General features: G+C 38.7%; 9 protein-coding genes. 7 read left to right on the top strand and 2 right to left on the bottom strand.

The window, feature by feature from the left end; all coding sequences use genetic code 11:
- Window positions 1-46: 46 nt before the first annotated feature.
- Window positions 47-1027, bottom strand: a complete 981-nt coding sequence (locus P2086_RS01045) for a bifunctional phosphoglucose/phosphomannose isomerase (RefSeq protein ID WP_317898567.1) — start codon at window positions 1025-1027, stop codon at window positions 47-49.
- Between the two features lie 103 nt (window positions 1028-1130).
- On the bottom strand, window positions 1131-1691 hold the full coding sequence (locus tag P2086_RS01040) for an NUDIX domain-containing protein (RefSeq protein ID WP_317898566.1): 561 nt from the start codon (window positions 1689-1691) through the stop codon (window positions 1131-1133).
- A 123-nt stretch (window positions 1692-1814) separates the two neighbouring features.
- Between P2086_RS01040 and P2086_RS01035 the strand changes: the two genes are divergently transcribed.
- The 7 genes from P2086_RS01035 to P2086_RS01005 all read left to right on the top strand — a co-directional run bounded on the left by P2086_RS01035 (window position 1815) and on the right by P2086_RS01005 (window position 18976).
- On the top strand, window positions 1815-10496 hold the full coding sequence (locus tag P2086_RS01035; protein WP_317898565.1) for a T9SS type B sorting domain-containing protein: 8682 nt from the start codon (window positions 1815-1817) through the stop codon (window positions 10494-10496).
- Window positions 10493-11413 carry a PorP/SprF family type IX secretion system membrane protein gene (locus P2086_RS01030; protein WP_317898564.1) on the top strand — a complete coding sequence of 307 codons (921 nt, stop codon included), beginning with the start codon at window positions 10493-10495 and terminating at the stop codon, window positions 11411-11413. The genes P2086_RS01035 and P2086_RS01030 overlap by 4 nt, the downstream gene beginning before the upstream one ends.
- Before the next feature lie 248 nt (window positions 11414-11661).
- Window positions 11662-12945 (top strand): c-type cytochrome, encoded by a 1284-nt coding sequence (locus tag P2086_RS01025; protein ID WP_317898563.1) that lies wholly within the window; start codon window positions 11662-11664, stop codon window positions 12943-12945.
- 37 nt (window positions 12946-12982) lie between these two features.
- Window positions 12983-16315: a TAT-variant-translocated molybdopterin oxidoreductase gene (locus P2086_RS01020; protein WP_317898562.1), complete on the top strand. Its 3333-nt coding sequence runs from the start codon at window positions 12983-12985 to the stop codon at window positions 16313-16315.
- A 36-nt stretch (window positions 16316-16351) separates the two neighbouring features.
- A complete protein-coding gene (nrfD, locus tag P2086_RS01015) occupies window positions 16352-17737 on the top strand; it encodes an NrfD/PsrC family molybdoenzyme membrane anchor subunit (protein WP_317898561.1) in 1386 nt (461 codons plus the stop codon).
- Between the two features lie 30 nt (window positions 17738-17767).
- Window positions 17768-18337: a DUF3341 domain-containing protein gene (locus P2086_RS01010; RefSeq protein WP_317898560.1), complete on the top strand. Its 570-nt coding sequence runs from the start codon at window positions 17768-17770 to the stop codon at window positions 18335-18337.
- A gap of 9 nt (window positions 18338-18346) precedes the next feature.
- Complete coding sequence (locus tag P2086_RS01005; RefSeq protein WP_317898559.1) at window positions 18347-18976, top strand: c-type cytochrome; 630 nt, start codon at window positions 18347-18349, stop codon at window positions 18974-18976.
- Window positions 18977-18988: the final 12 nt, after the last annotated feature.

Raw genomic sequence — 18988 nt, 5'->3', positions numbered from 1 at the left:
GGTTTTTGTGATCTACTTTGTGTCCTTTGTGGTTAAAGAAGGGATGTTAAAATTTCGACAGCTCTTTCTTCAAATGATCAATCACATTTACTTCCACAGGATCAATCCCTCTCAAATCAGCTATATAACAGCTAATCCAATCACCAATATTTATAAGATAAAGAAATTGCTCTAGTTTACTTTCACCCTTCGCAATTATATCAATTACCCCACTTGAGTATTTTTCGAAAATCGGTCTACACACTTCGTAACGTTTTTTTGTGCGCGCATAATCAAACGAAGTATGAAAAGTAACTACAACTATACTTTCGTTTTTAGTTGTCCAACCAACTAACTCGTTGTGATTCATTTCCGGAAAAGTGTGATGCCCACAAAGCATTTTACTATTCTCGTTTATTTGTTGTCTGAAACGAACTACTGTTCCTTCGCAACTACCCAAAGAATATAGTATCGGAAATTTATTTAGTAAACGGTCAGCTATTTTTTTTGCTTCTGATTTTATAGTCTCATTTTCATTATCAAGAAGAGTAATACTTTTTTCTAGATCTGAGAATAGTTTTTTATCAGCAAATCCTTTGGCAACCAAAACCTGAATCATTTCAATTAAACCAAAACCTATACACGCGCGAGGAGGTTTTCCACCAGGAATTTCAATAAAATCAAATTGATGTTGTTTCGCCAATTCTAAAACCTTGCCACCACTTGTAACGCAAACTACTTGTGCTTTTTTAGAAATAGCAATTTGCATAGCACTTAAAGTTTCTTCAGTATTACCAGAGTAGCTTGAAATAATCACAAGGGTATTTTCATTTACAAAAGCCGGCAAGAAATAATCCTTATTAATGATGATAGGTACAGTACAAGAATCGGCAATTAATTCAGAAATAATGGTTCCGCCAATGCCTGAGCCACCAAGGCCACTGATTAATATATTTTGAATGTTTTTGCTTTCAGAAATAACCGCTTTATCTGCAATGTTTTTCGCCTCTTTAAGCTGGCTAGTGAAATTCTGTACAAGTGCTTTCATTTAGTAGTATAATTTTTTAAATAGAAGAGCGCAAAGGTAATTAATTAAGTAAAGTAGAGATTGAAAGAAGTGATAATTTTAAATTTCTTAGCTAGACTTAAGGTTAAATAAGCCCTTTCTCGATCATTATTTTCACTTTTAGAATGGCAACCATACTTAAAGAATCTGTTATTCTTCCGTCCATTACCATTTGATAAGCTTCTTCAAAGGGTATTTTTTTTAATTGAAGATCTTCGCTTTCTTCCGGTTCAGCCTCTGTTAAGGTTAAATCTTGTGCTAAATAAAGTAGACCAGACTCATTACAAACCGAATTACTAGTATGAATCCCACCTAATTCTGTATATTTTCCTGCAATTAATCCGGTTTCTTCCTTTAGTTCCCTCTTGGCCGATTCCAATGGATCAATACCCAAGGGCCCTCCTCCTTCAGGAATTTCCCAACTATAAGCTTTTAATGGAAAACGCCACTGACCGACTAGCCACGTATTATAATCTTCGTCAAGCGGTAAAACGCCAATGGCCATGTTTTTAAAGTCAACAACGCCATATATTCCTTCGTTCCCGGCCGGATTTAGAACCTTGTGTTCAGTGAGTTTAATCCAAGGATTATTGTATTTAATTTCTGAACTTAAGGTTACCCATGTATTTTGTTCTTTTTTCGCCATAAATTTTCACTCAATATTGGTTTACCCCCAAAAAAATCTACCGTAAAATTGTTAATATGTTGTTAATTTGTGGTATTTTAGCAACCAAATTACGTTTATTTCCGTAATAAAGTCTAAATTTTTATGAGTTTGAACACCAAACGTTTACTTTTTGTTTTTATAAGCTGGTTTTCTGTTGCTATCGTGGGCGCTCAAACGCTCTATTGGGTGGGTGGTTCAGGTAATTTTAATGATCCAAGTCATTGGAGTTTAACTTCGGGCGGTGTTTCTGCGAATATTTTACCAAATTCTTCAAATGACGTTGTATTCGACGATAACTCAAGTCTACAAGATTATTTTATCGTTGGTATAAATTCAAACATTCAAACAAAAAGTTTTATTACTCAAATAGATAAAAAAGCGCTTGTATTCAATGGAAATTCAGGGAGTGTAATTCACATTGGAGGTTCATTCAATTTGTCTAGAAAGATTAGATTAAATACTTCGGCGGATATTATTTTTGAATCCTTAAGTCCTAACAAGATTAATATAGATATTGGGGAATTTGAATTAAATAATAATTTGATCTTTAAAAGTGGAAATTATTTCTTTAATTCATTAAAGGTAACTGAAACAAAAACAATTCGTTTTGGTGGCGGAAATTATAGTTTTGCTCACGCCTTAATAACTGCAGGAAATATAATAAATGAAGATGCATCTGCCCATTTTGATATAAAAGATTCTTATTTTAAGTCTGCAAAAAAATTTAATATAGCTGCTTCATCTGATGTTAAAGCTGAAGGAGTATACATTATGGCTGACCTATCTTCTAACCAAAACTACAATGTCCCAATTTCTTTGAGTGCTTCTAAAGGTTATACCTCAGTAAATACAATTAATGTGGTTTGTCCAGTAACCATTTCTTTAACACCTGCCTGTTCCGGAAGTTGTACCGGTGTAATAACTGTGAGTTTATCTCCAAGTTGTACGAATACACCTTACAGAGTTTCTGTGTCAAATCCTATTTGTCCTGCATTTGCGGCGGCAATGGGCACAAATTCAATTGCTGGTTCAGTCTATACCTATACAAATGCCTGCATTTGTCTTGGATTTAATTATAATATTGCTGTTTTTGATGCGAGCAATAACTTGCAAACAGGCATTAGTGGTAATTTTACTCCAAATAATGCAAGTCTTTTTCCAAATAATATTGAACCACTTTGTAATTATTCTTGTGACGGAACCCTTGCTGGTGGTATTTTTCCAAATGGGCCATTTTCGGTAACTGTTACTGCAACTGGAACGACAATCACTACTTTTACTACCGCTTTTGGCTACTCTATTCCAAACAGATGTGCTGGTACATATTCTTTTAATATTACTGATGCTGGTGGTTGTTCAAATACAGTGGTCGATATTTTGGGTGCACCAGCGCCCGTCGTAGCCACTGCTGTTACCACAACAATTGATTGCAAGGGTGCTAATAATGGTGCATTGTCTATTACACCAAGTGGCGGGGCTAATACAGTAACTCCAAGTTACACGGTTACTTTTAGTAATTCAGCTGTTTTTACCTCAACTGGTAACCCTGTTGCTGTGACAGGGTTGGGGGTTGGACCAATTTCAGCCACAGTAACCGATTTGAACGGATGTGTTGCTTCAACAAGCACTGTTATTACTGAGCCAAGTGCAACTCTGTCAGTGGCCATGTCTCAAACAAATCTAGCTTGTAATAATGTTTGTATTGGAGCTCTTTCAGCAACAGCATCCGGAGGCACAGGTCCTTATACATACAGTTGGTCTGCGAGTGGCAGTACTCTTTCTTCACGAACAAGTCTTTGTGCATCCGTGGGGATGGAAACGCTAACAGTTTCTGACGCAAATGGTTGTTCTAATTCAAGCCAAACTTTTTCTATTACTCAACCACCTGCAATTACTTTAACTCCAACACAAACAAACGTAGTTTGTTCAGGAGCATCAACCGGTGCGGCCTCTATCACGCCCTCCGGAGGCACAGGTACCTTTCACTATACCTGGACTGCTCCGGGGCCACCAGCATTGACAGGCGACGTACCATCTCAAACCAATTTATTGTCTTTTTCTTCAGCTTATACAGTTAATGTATTAGATGGCAATAATTGTACAAGCCCCTCTGTTTTTATTACCATCACACAACCTCCGGCTGTTACGCTTGCTATTACAAATAAAAGTGTCAGTTGTTTTGGTTTGTCGGATGGGGGTGCAACAGTAACGGCGTCAGGGGGAAATAATTCCTCCTACACTTATAGTTGGACTCCGGGTGCATTTACTTCGTCAGCAGTGTCTACATTTTCTAATGGCATTTATAGCTTAACCGTGAAAGACGCGTCGGCCTGTCCAACTTCTACAACAATAAATATTATTCAACCAAGTTCTGGCTTATCGGTTGCTATTTCGTCTAGCAGTCTTACCTGCAATGTTTTAAACGCGCTACCGTGTGATGGAACAATTAACGCGGTTCCTAGCGGTGGTGTGCCTGCATACAACTACACAGTTACCGGACCTGCAAGTTATAGCAATACAGGTAGCCCTCCATTCACTGGGATTTGTCCGGGAAATTACACCGTTTTTGCAAAAGACGCATCTGGCTGTTCTATTGTTCCTTCAACAATAACAGTTATTGAACCTCCAGCGCTAACAGCTGGAATTAATATTACAAGTCCAATAGCGTGTGCTGGAACCAGCGTGGCAGGGCTTACTGGGAGTGGCGCAGGTGGTACCCCGACTTATGCTTTAACTTGGACTACTCCTTCGGGCCCAAATGCTGGCAACATATTAACGAATCAACCTGCTGGTAGTTATATACTTCTTGTAACTGATTCAAAAGGATGTACAAAGCAAGCTGTGACCACAGTAACTGCACCTGCATCTTTGACTGTAGCGGTAAATACCTCAAGTATTTCATGCTATTCTGTATGTAACGGTGTTTTAAGTTCAACGGTTAGTGGTGGTACCGGTTCTTACAACTATGTATGGACAAATTCTTTAAGTGCAACAGTTGGAACAAATGCGACTGCAACTTCTTTATGTCCTGAAATATATACACTAACTGTTACGGATGCTAATCTTTGTGCTAAAACAAGTACAGGGCAGGTATTTTCGCCACCACCAATTGTGCTAACAAAATCTGTTTCAAACGTAAGTTGTTTTGGTGGTTCTGATGGTTCAGCAACGGTAACGGCAACGGGAGGGACTCCTCCTTTCAACACGTATAATTTTGTTTCATCAAGTTCAACAATCACAAATAATAACGGAGTTATCGGTGGTCAATCCACAGCGTCTTTTGTTGTAACTGTCACAGATAATTCGTTATGTGTGCAAACAACCACCCTGCTTATTGGTACACCTGCTGCACTGGCTGCGGGTATTTCAAGTGTTGGTAGTTGTAATGTTTGTAATGGCAGCGCGGCCGTAACTCCTTCTTTTGGAACCGCTCCTTATACATATTTATGGACAAGTTCTTTGAGTGGCACATTTGCTACTACGCAAACAGTAGGAGGACTTTGCCCTGCAACATATACAGCTTTGATTACCGACTTTAAAAATTGTACAATTACAAAAACCGTCGCAATATCTCAGATCGTTAATTTTACTGTTAGCGCAAGCCCTACAAGCATTTTTTGTAATGGTCTATCAACTGGTTCCGCGGTTGTAAATAATATTGTCGGCGGTAATCCTGGGTATACCTATTCCTGGACGCCTTCTGGACAAACGACAGCTACATTAACTGGCGTTCTATCTGGAACCTATCAAGTTTTAGTTGTGGATAGTTCAACGCCAGCTTGCTCAAATACTGCTACCATTGCTATTACACAGCCACCTGCAATTAGTATTAATTCAAGTACTACTCATGTGACCTGTTTTGGTTATAGCAATGGAGCTCTAAGCACGACCGTAAGTGGTGGGGTCGTAGGGGGGTATACCTATTCTTGGAGTCCTGGTAACCAAACAACATCGGCTATTTCGAGTCAAATTGCTGGTACATATACGTTATTGGTGAAGGATGTAAATCTATGCCCTAAAACAACAACTTTCCAAATTAATCAATCACCTTCAATTACTATACTGTACACTGCTACAAATCCAAGTGCGTGTACTAATCCAGACGGTGTCATTTGCACAACGGTTACGGGCGGATCGGGATCAGGTTATACAAATGCCTGGTCTAATGGCCCAAGCACTGGTAGTTGTATTTCTAGTTTACCGGGTGGGAACTATCAGTATACGGTTACAGATGGTGCTGGTTGCTCTAACTCTGTCACAATAAATTTATTCAATGCAACAGGTCCCACACTTACTGCTGTTTCGAGTGCAGTTAACTGTTTTGGAGCCTCTACTGGTGCCGCAACGGTTACTGCTGTCGGTAGTGGAACTTTTGCTTTTGTTGTATCACCTGTTGCTCCAACAAGTACTATTGCTTCAGGAGTTGTGGCAACTGGTCTCAGTAGCGGAACTTACGCTTTTAATTGTACCGATATTAATGGGTGTGTCACAAGTACCTCAATTCCGATAACTCAATCCCCTTCGGTAACGTTAAACCCTTCTGTTACACCAACCCGATGTAATGGAATTTGCACCGGCTCTATTACGGTAGCGCCAACGCAAGGAAGCTTACCGTCACCAACATTCGTTTATAACTGGGTGTCTCTAACTCCACCTATAACGGGTCAGGGAACAAAGACGGTAGCAGCTTTGTGTGCAAACCCATACACTCTTAACTTAACGGATGCCTTGAATTGTCCAACGCAGTATACCTTTGCCATTACACAACCTTCTCCGATTGTTATATCTCCAGTTGCTACGAGTAATGTTAAATGTAATAATGCTTGTACAGGATCCATTGTGGTTGGTGCAACAGGTGGTATAGGTGCACTAGGCTATTCTTGGACGCCTATTGGCGGCAATACGCAAACAGTTACCAATTTATGTGCAACAAGTGCAACAGTTTATACAGTTACAGTAACAGATGCTCAAAGTTGCAGTACAACAGCCACATTCCCTATTTTACAACCCCCTGCTTTAACTGGAACAGTGACGGCACTTAATGCAACCTGCTCCAATTCGTGTAATGCTACTGCTACTTTGAACGCCGCCGGCGGGGTACCTGGTTATATATACAGCTGGTCTTCAAGTACCAATACGCTCTCAACTGAAAATTCCTTATGCGCCGCAACCCAATATACAGCATCTGTTACCGATGCTAATGGTTGCGTTTTGTTAAAACCTTTTACCACAAATGCAGTAGCGCCCTTAAGCGCTACACTTATTCCTACAAATCCAAAATGTAACGCTGCTTGTGATGGTAGTATTTCTACGCAGGTTTCGGGCGCGCAAGGATCATTAACATACTCTTGGTCTCCCGCAGGTGCAGGACAAAATCCAACCCTTTTATGTGCAACGCCAAATCCCAACTATACCGTAGTAATAAGCGATCAAAATTCTTGCTCCCTTACCGCAGTAACCACACTAACTAACCCTCTGTTAATGCAAGCTACCATTTTTACCACTCAGCCTACTTGTTTCGGTCAAGCTAATGGTGATGCATCTGTCACGGTCACAAATAATGCAGGCCCGCTTCAATATACTTGGCAGCCGACAGGTCCTCCCACAAAAACCACTCAAGCGGTTACCGGTCTTCCAGGCGGTATAATTTATACTCTCACTGTAAGAGATAATAATCTTTGTAAAATCACACAAACGTTCTCCTTGAGCAGCCCCTCCAGTATGACGGTAAACAACGCAATTAGCCCCGCAAGCTGTTCTCAATCTAACGGAGCTGTTTTCCTTAGCCCAACTGGTGGCGTGCCAGGCTATACATATGTTTGGCCAGGTGGTATAAGCACTTCTTTCTCCGCATCTGGTATTCCTGCAGGTGTTTATTCAATTACAGTTTCTGATTCACACAGTTGCACAACAACTGTTAGTATAATTTTGCCAAATTCTAGTGGGCCGACTTACATGCCGATTGTTTCATCGAGTATTACTTGTAATTCGCAGTGTACTGGTGCAGCATCTGTTGCGGTTACTACAGTTACAGGAGGCACACAACCTTACACGGCGACCTGGTTATCACCCGCACCTTCAGGTACTAATGAAATAACAGGTTTATGTGCTGGAGTATACAACGCGCAAATTACGGATGCAACCGGTTGTCTTGGTTTTACCACCGTTACAATTGCTGAACCATCTCCAATATCAAATACAACAAATATTGGTTTCCCGTTGTGTCCTGGAATATGTGATGGAAATATTAGCGTGTCCTCGTCCGGTGGCAATGCACCTTATACATACACTTGGATGCCGATGTTTTCAAATGGCACAAGCATTACCAATTTATGCGCTGGCGATTATACCTTGGTTGTAGGTTATAACAATGTGTGTACAGATACTTCCCGAATAAATCTTCCAGTTCAAACCGTTATTGCGATCGCACCAACTGTTACTAATAATATTTGTTTCGGAACTTCTACCGCTAAAGCTTCGGTTTCAGTGAGTGGTGGATCTTCACCGTATGTTGCGGGTTGGAGTAATGGCCAAAATGGTTTAAATATAAATAATCTTGTAAACGGAACCTATACAGTTGTTGTTACTGACATTAATGGTTGTAGTAATACTGAAACCACTTCTATTACTTCTGGCGCTCAAATAACGTCTACTACTTCAATATTCTCTCCAGCTTGTGGCTTATGCAGTGGCGCGGCTACTGTTGCAGCTACTGGAACAGGCCCTTTTAATTTTAGTTGGTCGAATTCTGCAACAAGTCCAACAGTAGCAAATTTATGCGCTGGAGTATATCAGGTAATTATTTCCGATGTATTATCTTGTACTAAAACAGAAACTATTATTGTAAATAACTCAAATGGCATTGATTCAGCCCGCGTTAATACGAAACAAATTTCTTGTTCTGGTTCATGTATTGGGGGAGCTTCTGTAACAGCCTTTGGAGGTACAGCACCAATTACATACAATTGGTTAAGTCCGGCAACAAGTGGTTCGGTTATTAGTAATTTGTGCTCTGGTACCTATTTTGTTCAAATGGTGGATGCTGCAGGTTGTATTAGAACAACTTCGGCAACCATTAACCCTCTCGTAACCCTTTCTGTTTCTCCTTTTGTTTACCAACCTGCTTGTGGAGCAAGTGACGGTTCAATAAGTATTGCTATAGCTGGTGGCACCCCAACATACAATATTGTTTGGAATCCGCCGGCAGGATTAACTACGTCCCTAACAAATTTAAATAGCGGTGTTTATTCTTATACAGTTACTGAAAGCGGAATAAATGCTTGTTCTATTTCTAACACTATCAATGTGAGCAACAATAACGGTCCGATAATTGTCGCTGATCAAACAAACATTAATTGTTTTGGCCAGTGTACTGGGCTTATATCCACAACGGTTACTTCTGCGAATCCACCTCTAACCTACTCATGGAGTAGCGGGTCAGCCATTACCTCCAGTGTTGTAACTAATCTTTGTAAGGGAGTTGTAACTCTGACGGTATCAGATGGAATTCCATGTAATACAATTCAATCTTTCACCATCACAGATAACCCTTTGCTGCAGCTGAGTAAGGAGAATGTAAAAAACGCAAATTGTTTTGGTGACTGCAGTGGTGAAATTAAATTGGTACCAAGTGGTGGAAGTTTACCGTATACCTATACTTGGACCAATACTAATGCGACTTTTAATCCGATAGATTCACTTTGCGATGGTGTCTATGTTGCAACTATTACAGATAGTAAAGGCTGTGCGCTTACATCTCCTTCTTATACAATAAAAAGCGCTAGTTCAATTTCTTTAGCTGTTAACTCAACCAAGGCTTCTTGTGGTTCAGTTTCTGACGCTTCAATTAGTGTCAATACAACCGGTGGATTAGGAACATATACCTACACCTGGAAAGGCCCGTCGAATTATGCAGCTTCGTCACAAAACGTATCTAATATTTTTTCAGGTAATTATAGCTTAAGTGTTCTCGATAGTTTGGGATGTAAAAAAGACACTGCAATTAGTATTAGCCCCTCTATTACTATCATGGCAAACGCTGGTCCAGATCAAATTATTTGTCCAGAAACAGGTTCAGTAGTTCTTAACGCAACCGGTTCATCTAATTCCACATACAAATGGTTTTCGTTAACGGATACTACAAACGCACTGGCAGTTGGCCCTCAACTTTTTGTTAGTAACATTAAAAAGGCAAGAAGCTTTGTACTCAAATCTATCTCTCCGGTTGCTGCATGTTATGCGAAAGATACAGTTATGGTAAACGTTCATATTTTATCAGCTCTAGATGCAGGTAGGGATATTACAGTACCAGTGCATTCTAGCGTTACAATTGGTGGTTACCCAACTAATTGGGGAGCGCTTACACTAACCTGGTCACCTGCTCAATATTTAAATGATCCGAACTCTAGCAATCCTATAACATCAAATACGGTTAACACTACTTTTATAGTAACGGCTAGTGATATGAATGGTTGTATAACTACGGATTCGGTCCATGTGTTTTTATATCCTGAACTTAATATAACTAGTGGATTTACGCCTAATGGTGACGGTAAAAACGATTTATGGATCATTGATTATATCGATCAGTTTCCGGAGACTACTGTTGAAATATTTAACCGCTGGGGTGATGTAATTTTCTCAGCTAAAAATGGATATAACGAACCTTTTAATGGAAAATATAAAGGTACTGACTTACCAGTTGGAACCTACTATTACATAATTAATTTAAACCATCCAGGCTATCCTAAACCATTTACCGGACCATTGACTATATTCAGATGATAAAGCAGCTATACATATTCATATTTTTAATCACTGCATTTTGTGGGCTTTCTCAACAATTACCACAATATTCTCAGTATATGCTCAATGAGATGGCAATTAATCCTGCCGTGGCTGGTAGAGATGATTTCTCTGAAGTGAGGTCAAACAATCGCAGACAGTGGGTTGGTATAACAGATGCGCCAAGAACCTATATGTTAACACTTCAGGGACCAATAAGAGGAAAAAATATGGGGCTTGGGGTAAATATTTATACGGATATTGTTGGACCAACTCGCCGAACTGGAATTAGCTTTTCTTACGCTTACCACATAAAACTACAAAGAGATATGCATTTGTCTTTGGGTTTATCCGCTGGATTGCAGCAATGGGGAGTTGACGGAAGTAAAATAACACTTCGGGAAGAAGGAGATCAGCAATTACTTTCATCTTATAGAACTAAGCCTTTACCTGATTTGGGTGCTGGAATATATTTTTACAAAAAAGATAAATTTTATTTTGGCTTTAGTTTACCTCAAATGTACCAAGCTCCAATTGGTTTGTACGATGGGTCTTCTAAGAAAAGTAAGTTAGCGAGCCAAATTAATATTAATGGAGCTTATAAGATTGACATTAATGAAGAATTTACTGTTGAACCTTCATTTTTGATTAAGTATGAAAAGCCGGCACCTGTTAAATTAGACATTGGTGGACGTGTAATCTACAAAAAGCAGATCTGGGCAGGTATAGTGTATCGCCACAAGGATGCTATCTCAGTTCTTTTAGGTTATATGTTTAAAGATTATTTGACTATAGGATATTCGTATGATATTACTACTACACAAGTTCGTAAATACAGTTCAGGGACTCATGAGTTAATGCTTGGACTGAAGTTTTCCCGTAAACAGTCTTCCACTTGGGAAGGTAACACAAAATAGTTCCCGTTAAATAAACTTATTTTTTCAGTTAACTGCGTTTTTATTTTGAAAGAAATCTTTTCTCAAAATATGAAATCGTTTTGTGCCAAAAAGCCTTATTTAGAATCATTATAAATTATAGAATTCGTTAAAAATTTTAACGAATTCCCTAAATAAGTCTCAATCTTCTATTAAATTTGCCATCATTTTGTGTCATTAATTTGTCATAAGAGAAACACTAAACAGAAGCAAATTTTTCTCATTTTTATATGAAAAACCAAATAACCAGGATTCCATTAAAAGCAGTGATAGCGTTCGTTTTCACGGTTTTTATCTTCACGTCAAATGTGCAAGCCCAGGATGGGGCAAAATTGTTTAAACAAAATTGTGCTGTTTGTCACGCGTCTCACACCGATCAAAAGTTAACGGGTCCCGGCTTAAAAGGTGTTTTCGATCGCACTCCAAAAGGAGATTGGATGCATAAATGGATCCTTAACAGCGAGAAAATGATTAAGTCTGGTGACGCTTACGCCAACAAAATATACGGTGAGAACGGGAAGGCTTCTATGACTGTGTTTGAAGGTACACTTACTGACAAAGACGTTGATGCTGTCATAGCTTTTATTAAAGCGCCACTTCCTGTTACAGGTCCGGCTGCTCCAGGTGGTTCAACTCCAGGTGGAGAAGTTACAGAAGTTAAACCAGGTATTGATCCCTTATATTTAATTCTTGGTTCCATCGTTATCCTGGCAATCTTATTAGTAGCATTACGTAGCGTTAGAACAGCTTTACAAAATACATCTAACCGTGCTGAAGGAAAAGAAGAAAATCCTGATATTACTTTTTGGCAAGAAGTTAGAAATTGGATTTCTGGAAATCGTCGTTTAGTTGGTGTTTTGAGTGTTATTGTACTTTGTATAGGGATGAAGGGCTGTTGGGATGCTTGTTTCAACATTGGAGTTTACTATGATTATAGAACACAAAAAGGTTATAAGCCAGAACAACCAATAAAATTCTCACATAAATTACACGCCGGTGATAATGAAATTGCTTGTCAATATTGCCATAGCTCAGTTGAGAAATCACGTCACGCAGGAATTCCTTCAGTAAACATTTGTATGAATTGCCATAAAGGAATTAATACTGGTCCAGTTTACAAAGAAAAAGAAATAGCTAAAATCTACGAAGCAGCAGGTTTTGATTTCAAAACAGGAACCTATGATGACAGCAAACAAAATCCATTAAAATGGATTAAGGTTCATAATCTTCCTGATCATGTTTATTTTAATCACTCACAACACGTTGTGGTTGGTAAAATTGATTGTGCTACTTGTCACGGTGATGTAAAAGCTATGACAGTTGCAGAGCAAAAAGCACCTTTAACAATGAAATGGTGCATCGAGTGCCACCGCAAAACAGAAGTGGTTATGCAAGGCAACGCATACTACGATCGTTTGCACAAAGCATTAAAAGAAAAATATGCTGGACAGTATGATGTTAAGTTTACTGTTGAGAAGATTGGCGGATTAGAATGCGCTAAGTGCCATTATTAAAATTAAGAATCATTAAAGAATTTATATATTAATGTCTATGTCAAAAAAATACTGGAAAGGATTACCAGAGTTACATAATAGCCCTGAATTCCAAGCGCAGCAAAAAAATGAGTTCGCCGAGTCTCTTCCAATGGACGAGTTTTTGAGCGGTAACGATGCTGAAACTTCCGGAACCTCACGCCGTGATTTCTTAAAAGTAATGGGTTTCTCAACTGCCGCGGTAGCTTTAGCAGCTTGCGAAACACCGGTTATGCGTTCTATTCCTTATGTTGTAAAGCCTGAGGAGGTTACTCCTGGTGTTGCTAACTTTTATGCAACAACATTTTACGACGGACATGATTATGCATCTATTTTAGTTAAGACACGTGAAGGTCGTCCCATCAAAATCGAAGGAAATGATTTGGGTGGAATTACACATAGTGGAACTAACGCACGTGTTCAAGCATCTGTACTAGGCTTATATGACGGTGCACGTTTGAAAGGACCATGGGTAAAGGGTGCAGAGTCCACCTGGAAAACAGCAGACGATGCAGCAGCAACCGCTTTAAACGGAGCAACTATTCGTATTCTTACGTCAACAATAATAAGCCCTTCTACAAAAGCGGTTATTGCTGAGTTTACGGATAAACATCCAAATACTAAGCACGTTACTTACGATGCTATTTCTCATAACGCTTTAACGCTTGCAAATAAAAACACATTTGGTAAAGCAGTTGTTTCTTCTTACGATTTCAGTAAAGCTAAAATTGTTGTAGGTATTGCTTGCGACTTCTTAGGCAACTGGATTGCAGGTGAAGAGTTCTCAAAACAATATGCTAAAAACCGTAAGGTTTCTAAAGCAAATCCTGAAATGAGTCAACACTTTCATTTCGAAAGTAACTTGTCTCTTACAGGGGCGAATGCTGATTACCGTTTCATGGTAAAACCTAGTGAACTGGGTAAAGTAACTGTTTCATTATTTAATGAAATTGCTGCAATTACAGGAAACTCAAAAGTAAGTGGAGATACTAAAATTGAAAGTGCTGCGGCTGTAACCGCTATTAAAAAAGCAGCTGAAAAGTTAGCTAATAATAAAGGAAAATCTTTGGTTGTTTCAGGCTTAAACGACGAAGGTGTTCAAACTTTAGTGAATGGAATTAATGCAATGCTTGACAACTATGGTAAAACTGTAGATGTTGAGAAACATTTAAATTTCAAACAAAGTGATGACAAAGAATTTGCTGAATTAGTTGCTGATATGGCTTCTGGTAAAGTAAATGTATTAATGACTTACAATTGTAATCCTGTTTATACAGCTCCTGCTTCTTTAAAATTTGCAGATGCTTATAAAAAAGTAGCTACTCGTATTTCATTCTCTCAAGTAATGGATGAAACATCACAAATGGCAACAATCGTTTGTCCAGATCATCACTATTTAGAGTCGTGGGGTGATGCAAATCCAAAGGTTGGAATGTTCACTTTGCAACAAGCAACTATTAATCCAATTTTCGCTCAACCTCGTCAAGAAGGTACGCGTCAGTTTCAAGATACTTTATTAAAATGGTCAGGTATTAAATCTGATTATTTAACTTATTTACAAGGGTACTGGAATAATCACGTATTCCCGAATCAAGGTAAGTTCTTAGATTTCCCAAGTTTCTGGGCGCATGCATTGCATGATGGTGCAGTAAAAGTTGCCGTGTACAAAGATGCGCCAGTTGCTCCAATGGAAAAAGATTCTTTAGGTAGACCTCTAATGGTTGGTGTAGCTACTGCTATGGCAGAAGTTTCTGACTCAACACAAACAGTTGCTGCTGAACAACCAAAAGGAAAAATGGTTGTTGCAACCGAATCCATTCCAACTCCCGATTATAATAAGGCAGCCTCAATGGCAACTTCAGTTAAAGGAAGCGCGCTTGAATTATTTGTTTACGAAAAAGTAGGTTTAGGAAATGGTACATACGCCAATAACCCATGGTTAATGGAATTGCCTGATCCTATTTCTAAAGTTACTTGGGACAATTATATTACAATGAGTCCAATCGATGTTAAAGCGATGGGATTAAATGAGATGTTACGTCAGGATATTGATGGTAGTATTGTAGACCTAACGGTTAACGGTATTACGATTAAAGTTCCTGTGTATCCTCAACCAGGTCAAGCTCCTGGATCTATTGGTTTAGCGCTTGGTTATGGTAGAAATGCAGAATCTTTAAAAGTTGCAAACGGAGTAGGTGTGAATGCGTTCCCTTTCCAAGGGATGATTAACAATACCATTCAACCAATTGCAACAAATGTAAGTGTCATAAAAACTTCTGAAACCCATATGTTTGCTGCTACGCAGATTCAACATACCATAATGGGTAGAGAAGAGTTTTTATTACGTGAGGTATCCTTAAAAGAATTTAAAGAAAAAGATAAAGATTATTGGAATCCTGCCGTAGAAATGGCGGTTCACGGTGGTGGTAAAAAACCAGTAAGTGAAGTAGATCTTTGGGCGGAACATCCACGTCCTGGACACAAGTGGGGAATGAGCATCGACATGAACCTTTGTTTTGGTTGCGGTGCTTGTGTCGTAGCATGTACGTCTGAAAATAACGTTGCTGTTGTAGGTAAGTTAGAAGTAAGCAGAGTACGTGAAATGCATTGGTTACGCATTGATCGCTATTACAGTTCTGATGTTACTAAGCACAGCGCTCAGGCAGAAGGGTTAATGGAGACTAAAAAAATGTACATCGATATGGAAAATCCTTCGGCTAACCCGCAGGTTACTTTCCAACCAATGATGTGTCAACATTGTAATCATGCTCCTTGTGAAACTGTTTGTCCAGTTTTAGCTACTAGTCACAGTACTGAAGGTTTAAATATGATGACTTATAACCGTTGTATTGGTACACGTTACTGCGCTAACAACTGTCCTTTCAAAGTACGTCGTTTCAATTGGTTTAATTATAACGGCAACGATTTATTTGCTGATGTAAATCCTGCACAACAAGAATTAGGGCGTATGGTGTTAAATCCAGACGTAGTTGTTCGTAGTCGTGGTGTGATGGAAAAATGTTCTATGTGTCAGCAAAAATTACAAGCTGGTAAATTAGAAGCTAAAAAAGCAGGAATGCCAGTTAAAGATGGTGCTATTAAAACAGCTTGTCAATCGGCGTGTTCAACAGATGCGATTATTTTTGGTGACTTGAATGATTCAGAATCTCAAGTAACAAAAGAAAGAAATGACGAAAGAACTTATTTCTTATTGGAAGATGTGGGTATTAAGCCAACTACTTCTTACAAAGTAAAAGTTAGAAATCAAGATGAGCAGATTATTTTTCATGACGATGTTGTAGGACATTCTGTTAAAAAAGAAGAAGCTCACCACGAAGAGAAACATTCATAGTTTAAATAATTAAGAATAAAAAATTAATAAGATAATATGCACGCAGAATCAGAAATTAGATTACCGTTAATAATCGGCAATAAAAGTTATCGCCAGATTACTGATGATATTATTGCGCCGATAGAAGGTAAAGCAGCAAGAGGCTGGTACACATTAACGACTATTTGTGCCTTATGTTTTTTATGGGGAATTTGTAGTTTAGCGTATACTATCGGAACTGGTATTGGTTCTTGGGGTAGTAGTAATAATGTTGACTGGGCTTGGGATATTACCAACTTCGTTTGGTGGATCGGTATTGGTCACGCTGGTACTCTTATATCTGCGGTATTATTATTGTTTCGTCAAAAATGGCGTATGGCTATTAACCGTTCTGCTGAGGCGATGACAATTTTCGCCGTTATGTGTGCTGCAATTTTCGTGTTGCTTCATACCGGTCGTCCTTGGTTAGATTATATGTTATTCCCTTTACCAAATCAATTTGGTTCTTTGTGGCCAAACTTTAACTCTCCTCTACTTTGGGACGTGTTCGCGGTATCAACTTATTTTACTGTGTCCTTAGTATTCTGGTACATTGGTTTAATTCCTGATTTTGGAATGATTCGTGATCGCGTTATTAAGCCATGGCAAAAGAAAATGTACGGTTTTTTATCTTTTGGTTGGGGTGGAAGTGCTCGTCACTGGAGTCGTTTTGAAGAAGTATCTTTAGTACTGGCTGGTTTATCTACACCACTTGTATTTTCAGTTCACTCAATTGTATCATTTGACTTTGCTACTTCTATTGTTCCAGGTTGGCATACAACTATCTTTCCTCCTTATTTCGTTGCGGGTGCCGTGTTTTCCGGGTTTGCAATGGTATTAACGCTAATGTTAGTTGTACGTAAGATTTATAAATTAGAACATTATCTTACTATCAAACACATTGAGTACATGAACATTGTGATTATTGTTACAGGGTCAATCGTTGGTGTAGCCTATTTAACTGAATTATTCGTTGCCTGGTACTCTGGTGTTGAATGGGAACAATACGCTTTCTTAAATCGTGCAACGGGTCCTCTTGCGTGGTCTTATTGGATCATGATGGGCTGTAATGTTGTGTCTCCTCAATTATTTTGGTTCAAAAAAATTCGTACTTCTATCGTTGCAACTTTCATTTTATCGATTGTGGTAAACATTGGTATGTGGTTTGAGCGTTTCGTAATCATTGTTACAACGTTATGTCGTACTTATGTTCCATCTACTTGGAGTACGTATACTCCATCATTTATTGATGTGGGTATTTTTGTTGGAACGATTGGGATGTTTGGAACGTTCTTTTTATTATTTTCTCGTTATTTCCCTGTAATTGCTCAAGCAGAATTAAAAACGATTTTAAAAGCTTCAGGAGAATCACAAAAGAAGGCGGCTGCAGAAGCGCATCACTAATAATAAAGTAATAGATATTTAAATTATAATATGGCAACTAATAAACATATCATTCACGGAATTTTTGGCGATGAAGTGCCAATGATGGAAGCGTGTAAAAAATTAAGAGCTTCTGGTATTCGTGTCAAAGAAGCTTACACTCCTATGCCGATTCACGGTTTAGATTCATTAATCGGAGTTCCTCGTACACGTTTGGCTATTTGTGCATTTATTTATGGTCTTACTGGTATTGGTTTGGCTACATTAATGATGTGGTACATGATGGTTTCTGATTGGCCGAATGATATTGGTGGTAAACCAAATTGGGCATATTATTTCAATATTCCTGCATTTATTCCAATCACATTTGAATCTACTGTTTTTTGTGCTGCTCATGGAATGGCATTAACTTATTTGTTACGTTGTATGCTTGTGCCAGGCGCAAAAGCTAAGAATCCTGATCCTCGTACAACCGATGATAAGTTCATGCTTTTATTAGACTTGAATGATGCTCAATCTGAAAAAGCAAAAACAATTTTAAAAGACAGCGGCGCTGAAGAAGTTAATCTGATTAACTCTTATGTAGTTGAACCGAAATACATTTTAGAAGAAACACACTAGTATTATACAATGAAAAAAAATTATAGAACCATAAAATTTGCTTTTAGTGTTGCTTTTGCATCACTCGTATTGGCTAGTTTTACATCATGTGGTAAGAAAGATGAAAATAGTCCTGGTGTTGAATTTATGCCTGACATGTACCGTTCTCCTTCATTAGAATATTATCAAGTTCACACTGTTGATGGTGACACATTGAATAACGCCATGAAGCCTGTAAAGGGTAGTGTTGCACGTGGTTTCCTTCCGTATGCATATCCGAATACAGCTGAAGGATATACTCAAGCTGGTGCAAACTTGCATAACCCACTTTCAGTTTCTAATAGAGAGAAATGGGAAAATGAGGGTGAAGTATTATATGGTAAGTTTTGCGTTCACTGTCACGGTGTTACAGGCGCTGGTGATGGAAAAGTTGGCGCTAAGTTACCTGGCCCACCACCTGCTTACGATGGAGCTTTAAAGGATTTACCAGAAGGTAAAATATTTCATACGCTTACTTATGGTAAAGGCACAATGGGTTCTCACGCTAGTCAGTTAACACAGGAAGAGCGTTGGAAGCTTGTTTATTTTGTTCAAAAATTACAAGGACCTAAAGTTACGGCAGCAGCGGATAGTTCGAAAACTATGCCAGCTAAACATTAATATTTATTAGAA

This window comes from Aurantibacillus circumpalustris, assembly GCF_029625215.1.
GTDB lineage: Bacteria > Bacteroidota > Bacteroidia > B-17B0 > Aurantibacillaceae > Aurantibacillus > Aurantibacillus circumpalustris.
The sequence above is the reverse complement of the archived record's forward strand: the minus strand, read 5'-3'. Positions and strand labels throughout refer to the sequence as shown.

Coding starts and splice junctions, on each gene's coding strand:
- P2086_RS01005 (WP_317898559.1), top strand. CDS start 18,347: ATGAAAAAAAATTATAGAACCATAAAATTTGCTTTTAGTGTTGCTTTT.
- P2086_RS01035 (WP_317898565.1), top strand. CDS start 1,815: ATGAGTTTGAACACCAAACGTTTACTTTTTGTTTTTATAAGCTGGTTT.
- P2086_RS01020 (WP_317898562.1), top strand. CDS start 12,983: ATGTCAAAAAAATACTGGAAAGGATTACCAGAGTTACATAATAGCCCT.
- P2086_RS01030 (WP_317898564.1), top strand. CDS start 10,493: ATGATAAAGCAGCTATACATATTCATATTTTTAATCACTGCATTTTGT.
- P2086_RS01045 (WP_317898567.1), bottom strand. CDS start 1,027: ATGAAAGCACTTGTACAGAATTTCACTAGCCAGCTTAAAGAGGCGAAA.
- P2086_RS01010 (WP_317898560.1), top strand. CDS start 17,768: ATGGCAACTAATAAACATATCATTCACGGAATTTTTGGCGATGAAGTG.
- nrfD (WP_317898561.1), top strand. CDS start 16,352: ATGCACGCAGAATCAGAAATTAGATTACCGTTAATAATCGGCAATAAA.
- P2086_RS01025 (WP_317898563.1), top strand. CDS start 11,662: ATGAAAAACCAAATAACCAGGATTCCATTAAAAGCAGTGATAGCGTTC.
- P2086_RS01040 (WP_317898566.1), bottom strand. CDS start 1,691: ATGGCGAAAAAAGAACAAAATACATGGGTAACCTTAAGTTCAGAAATT.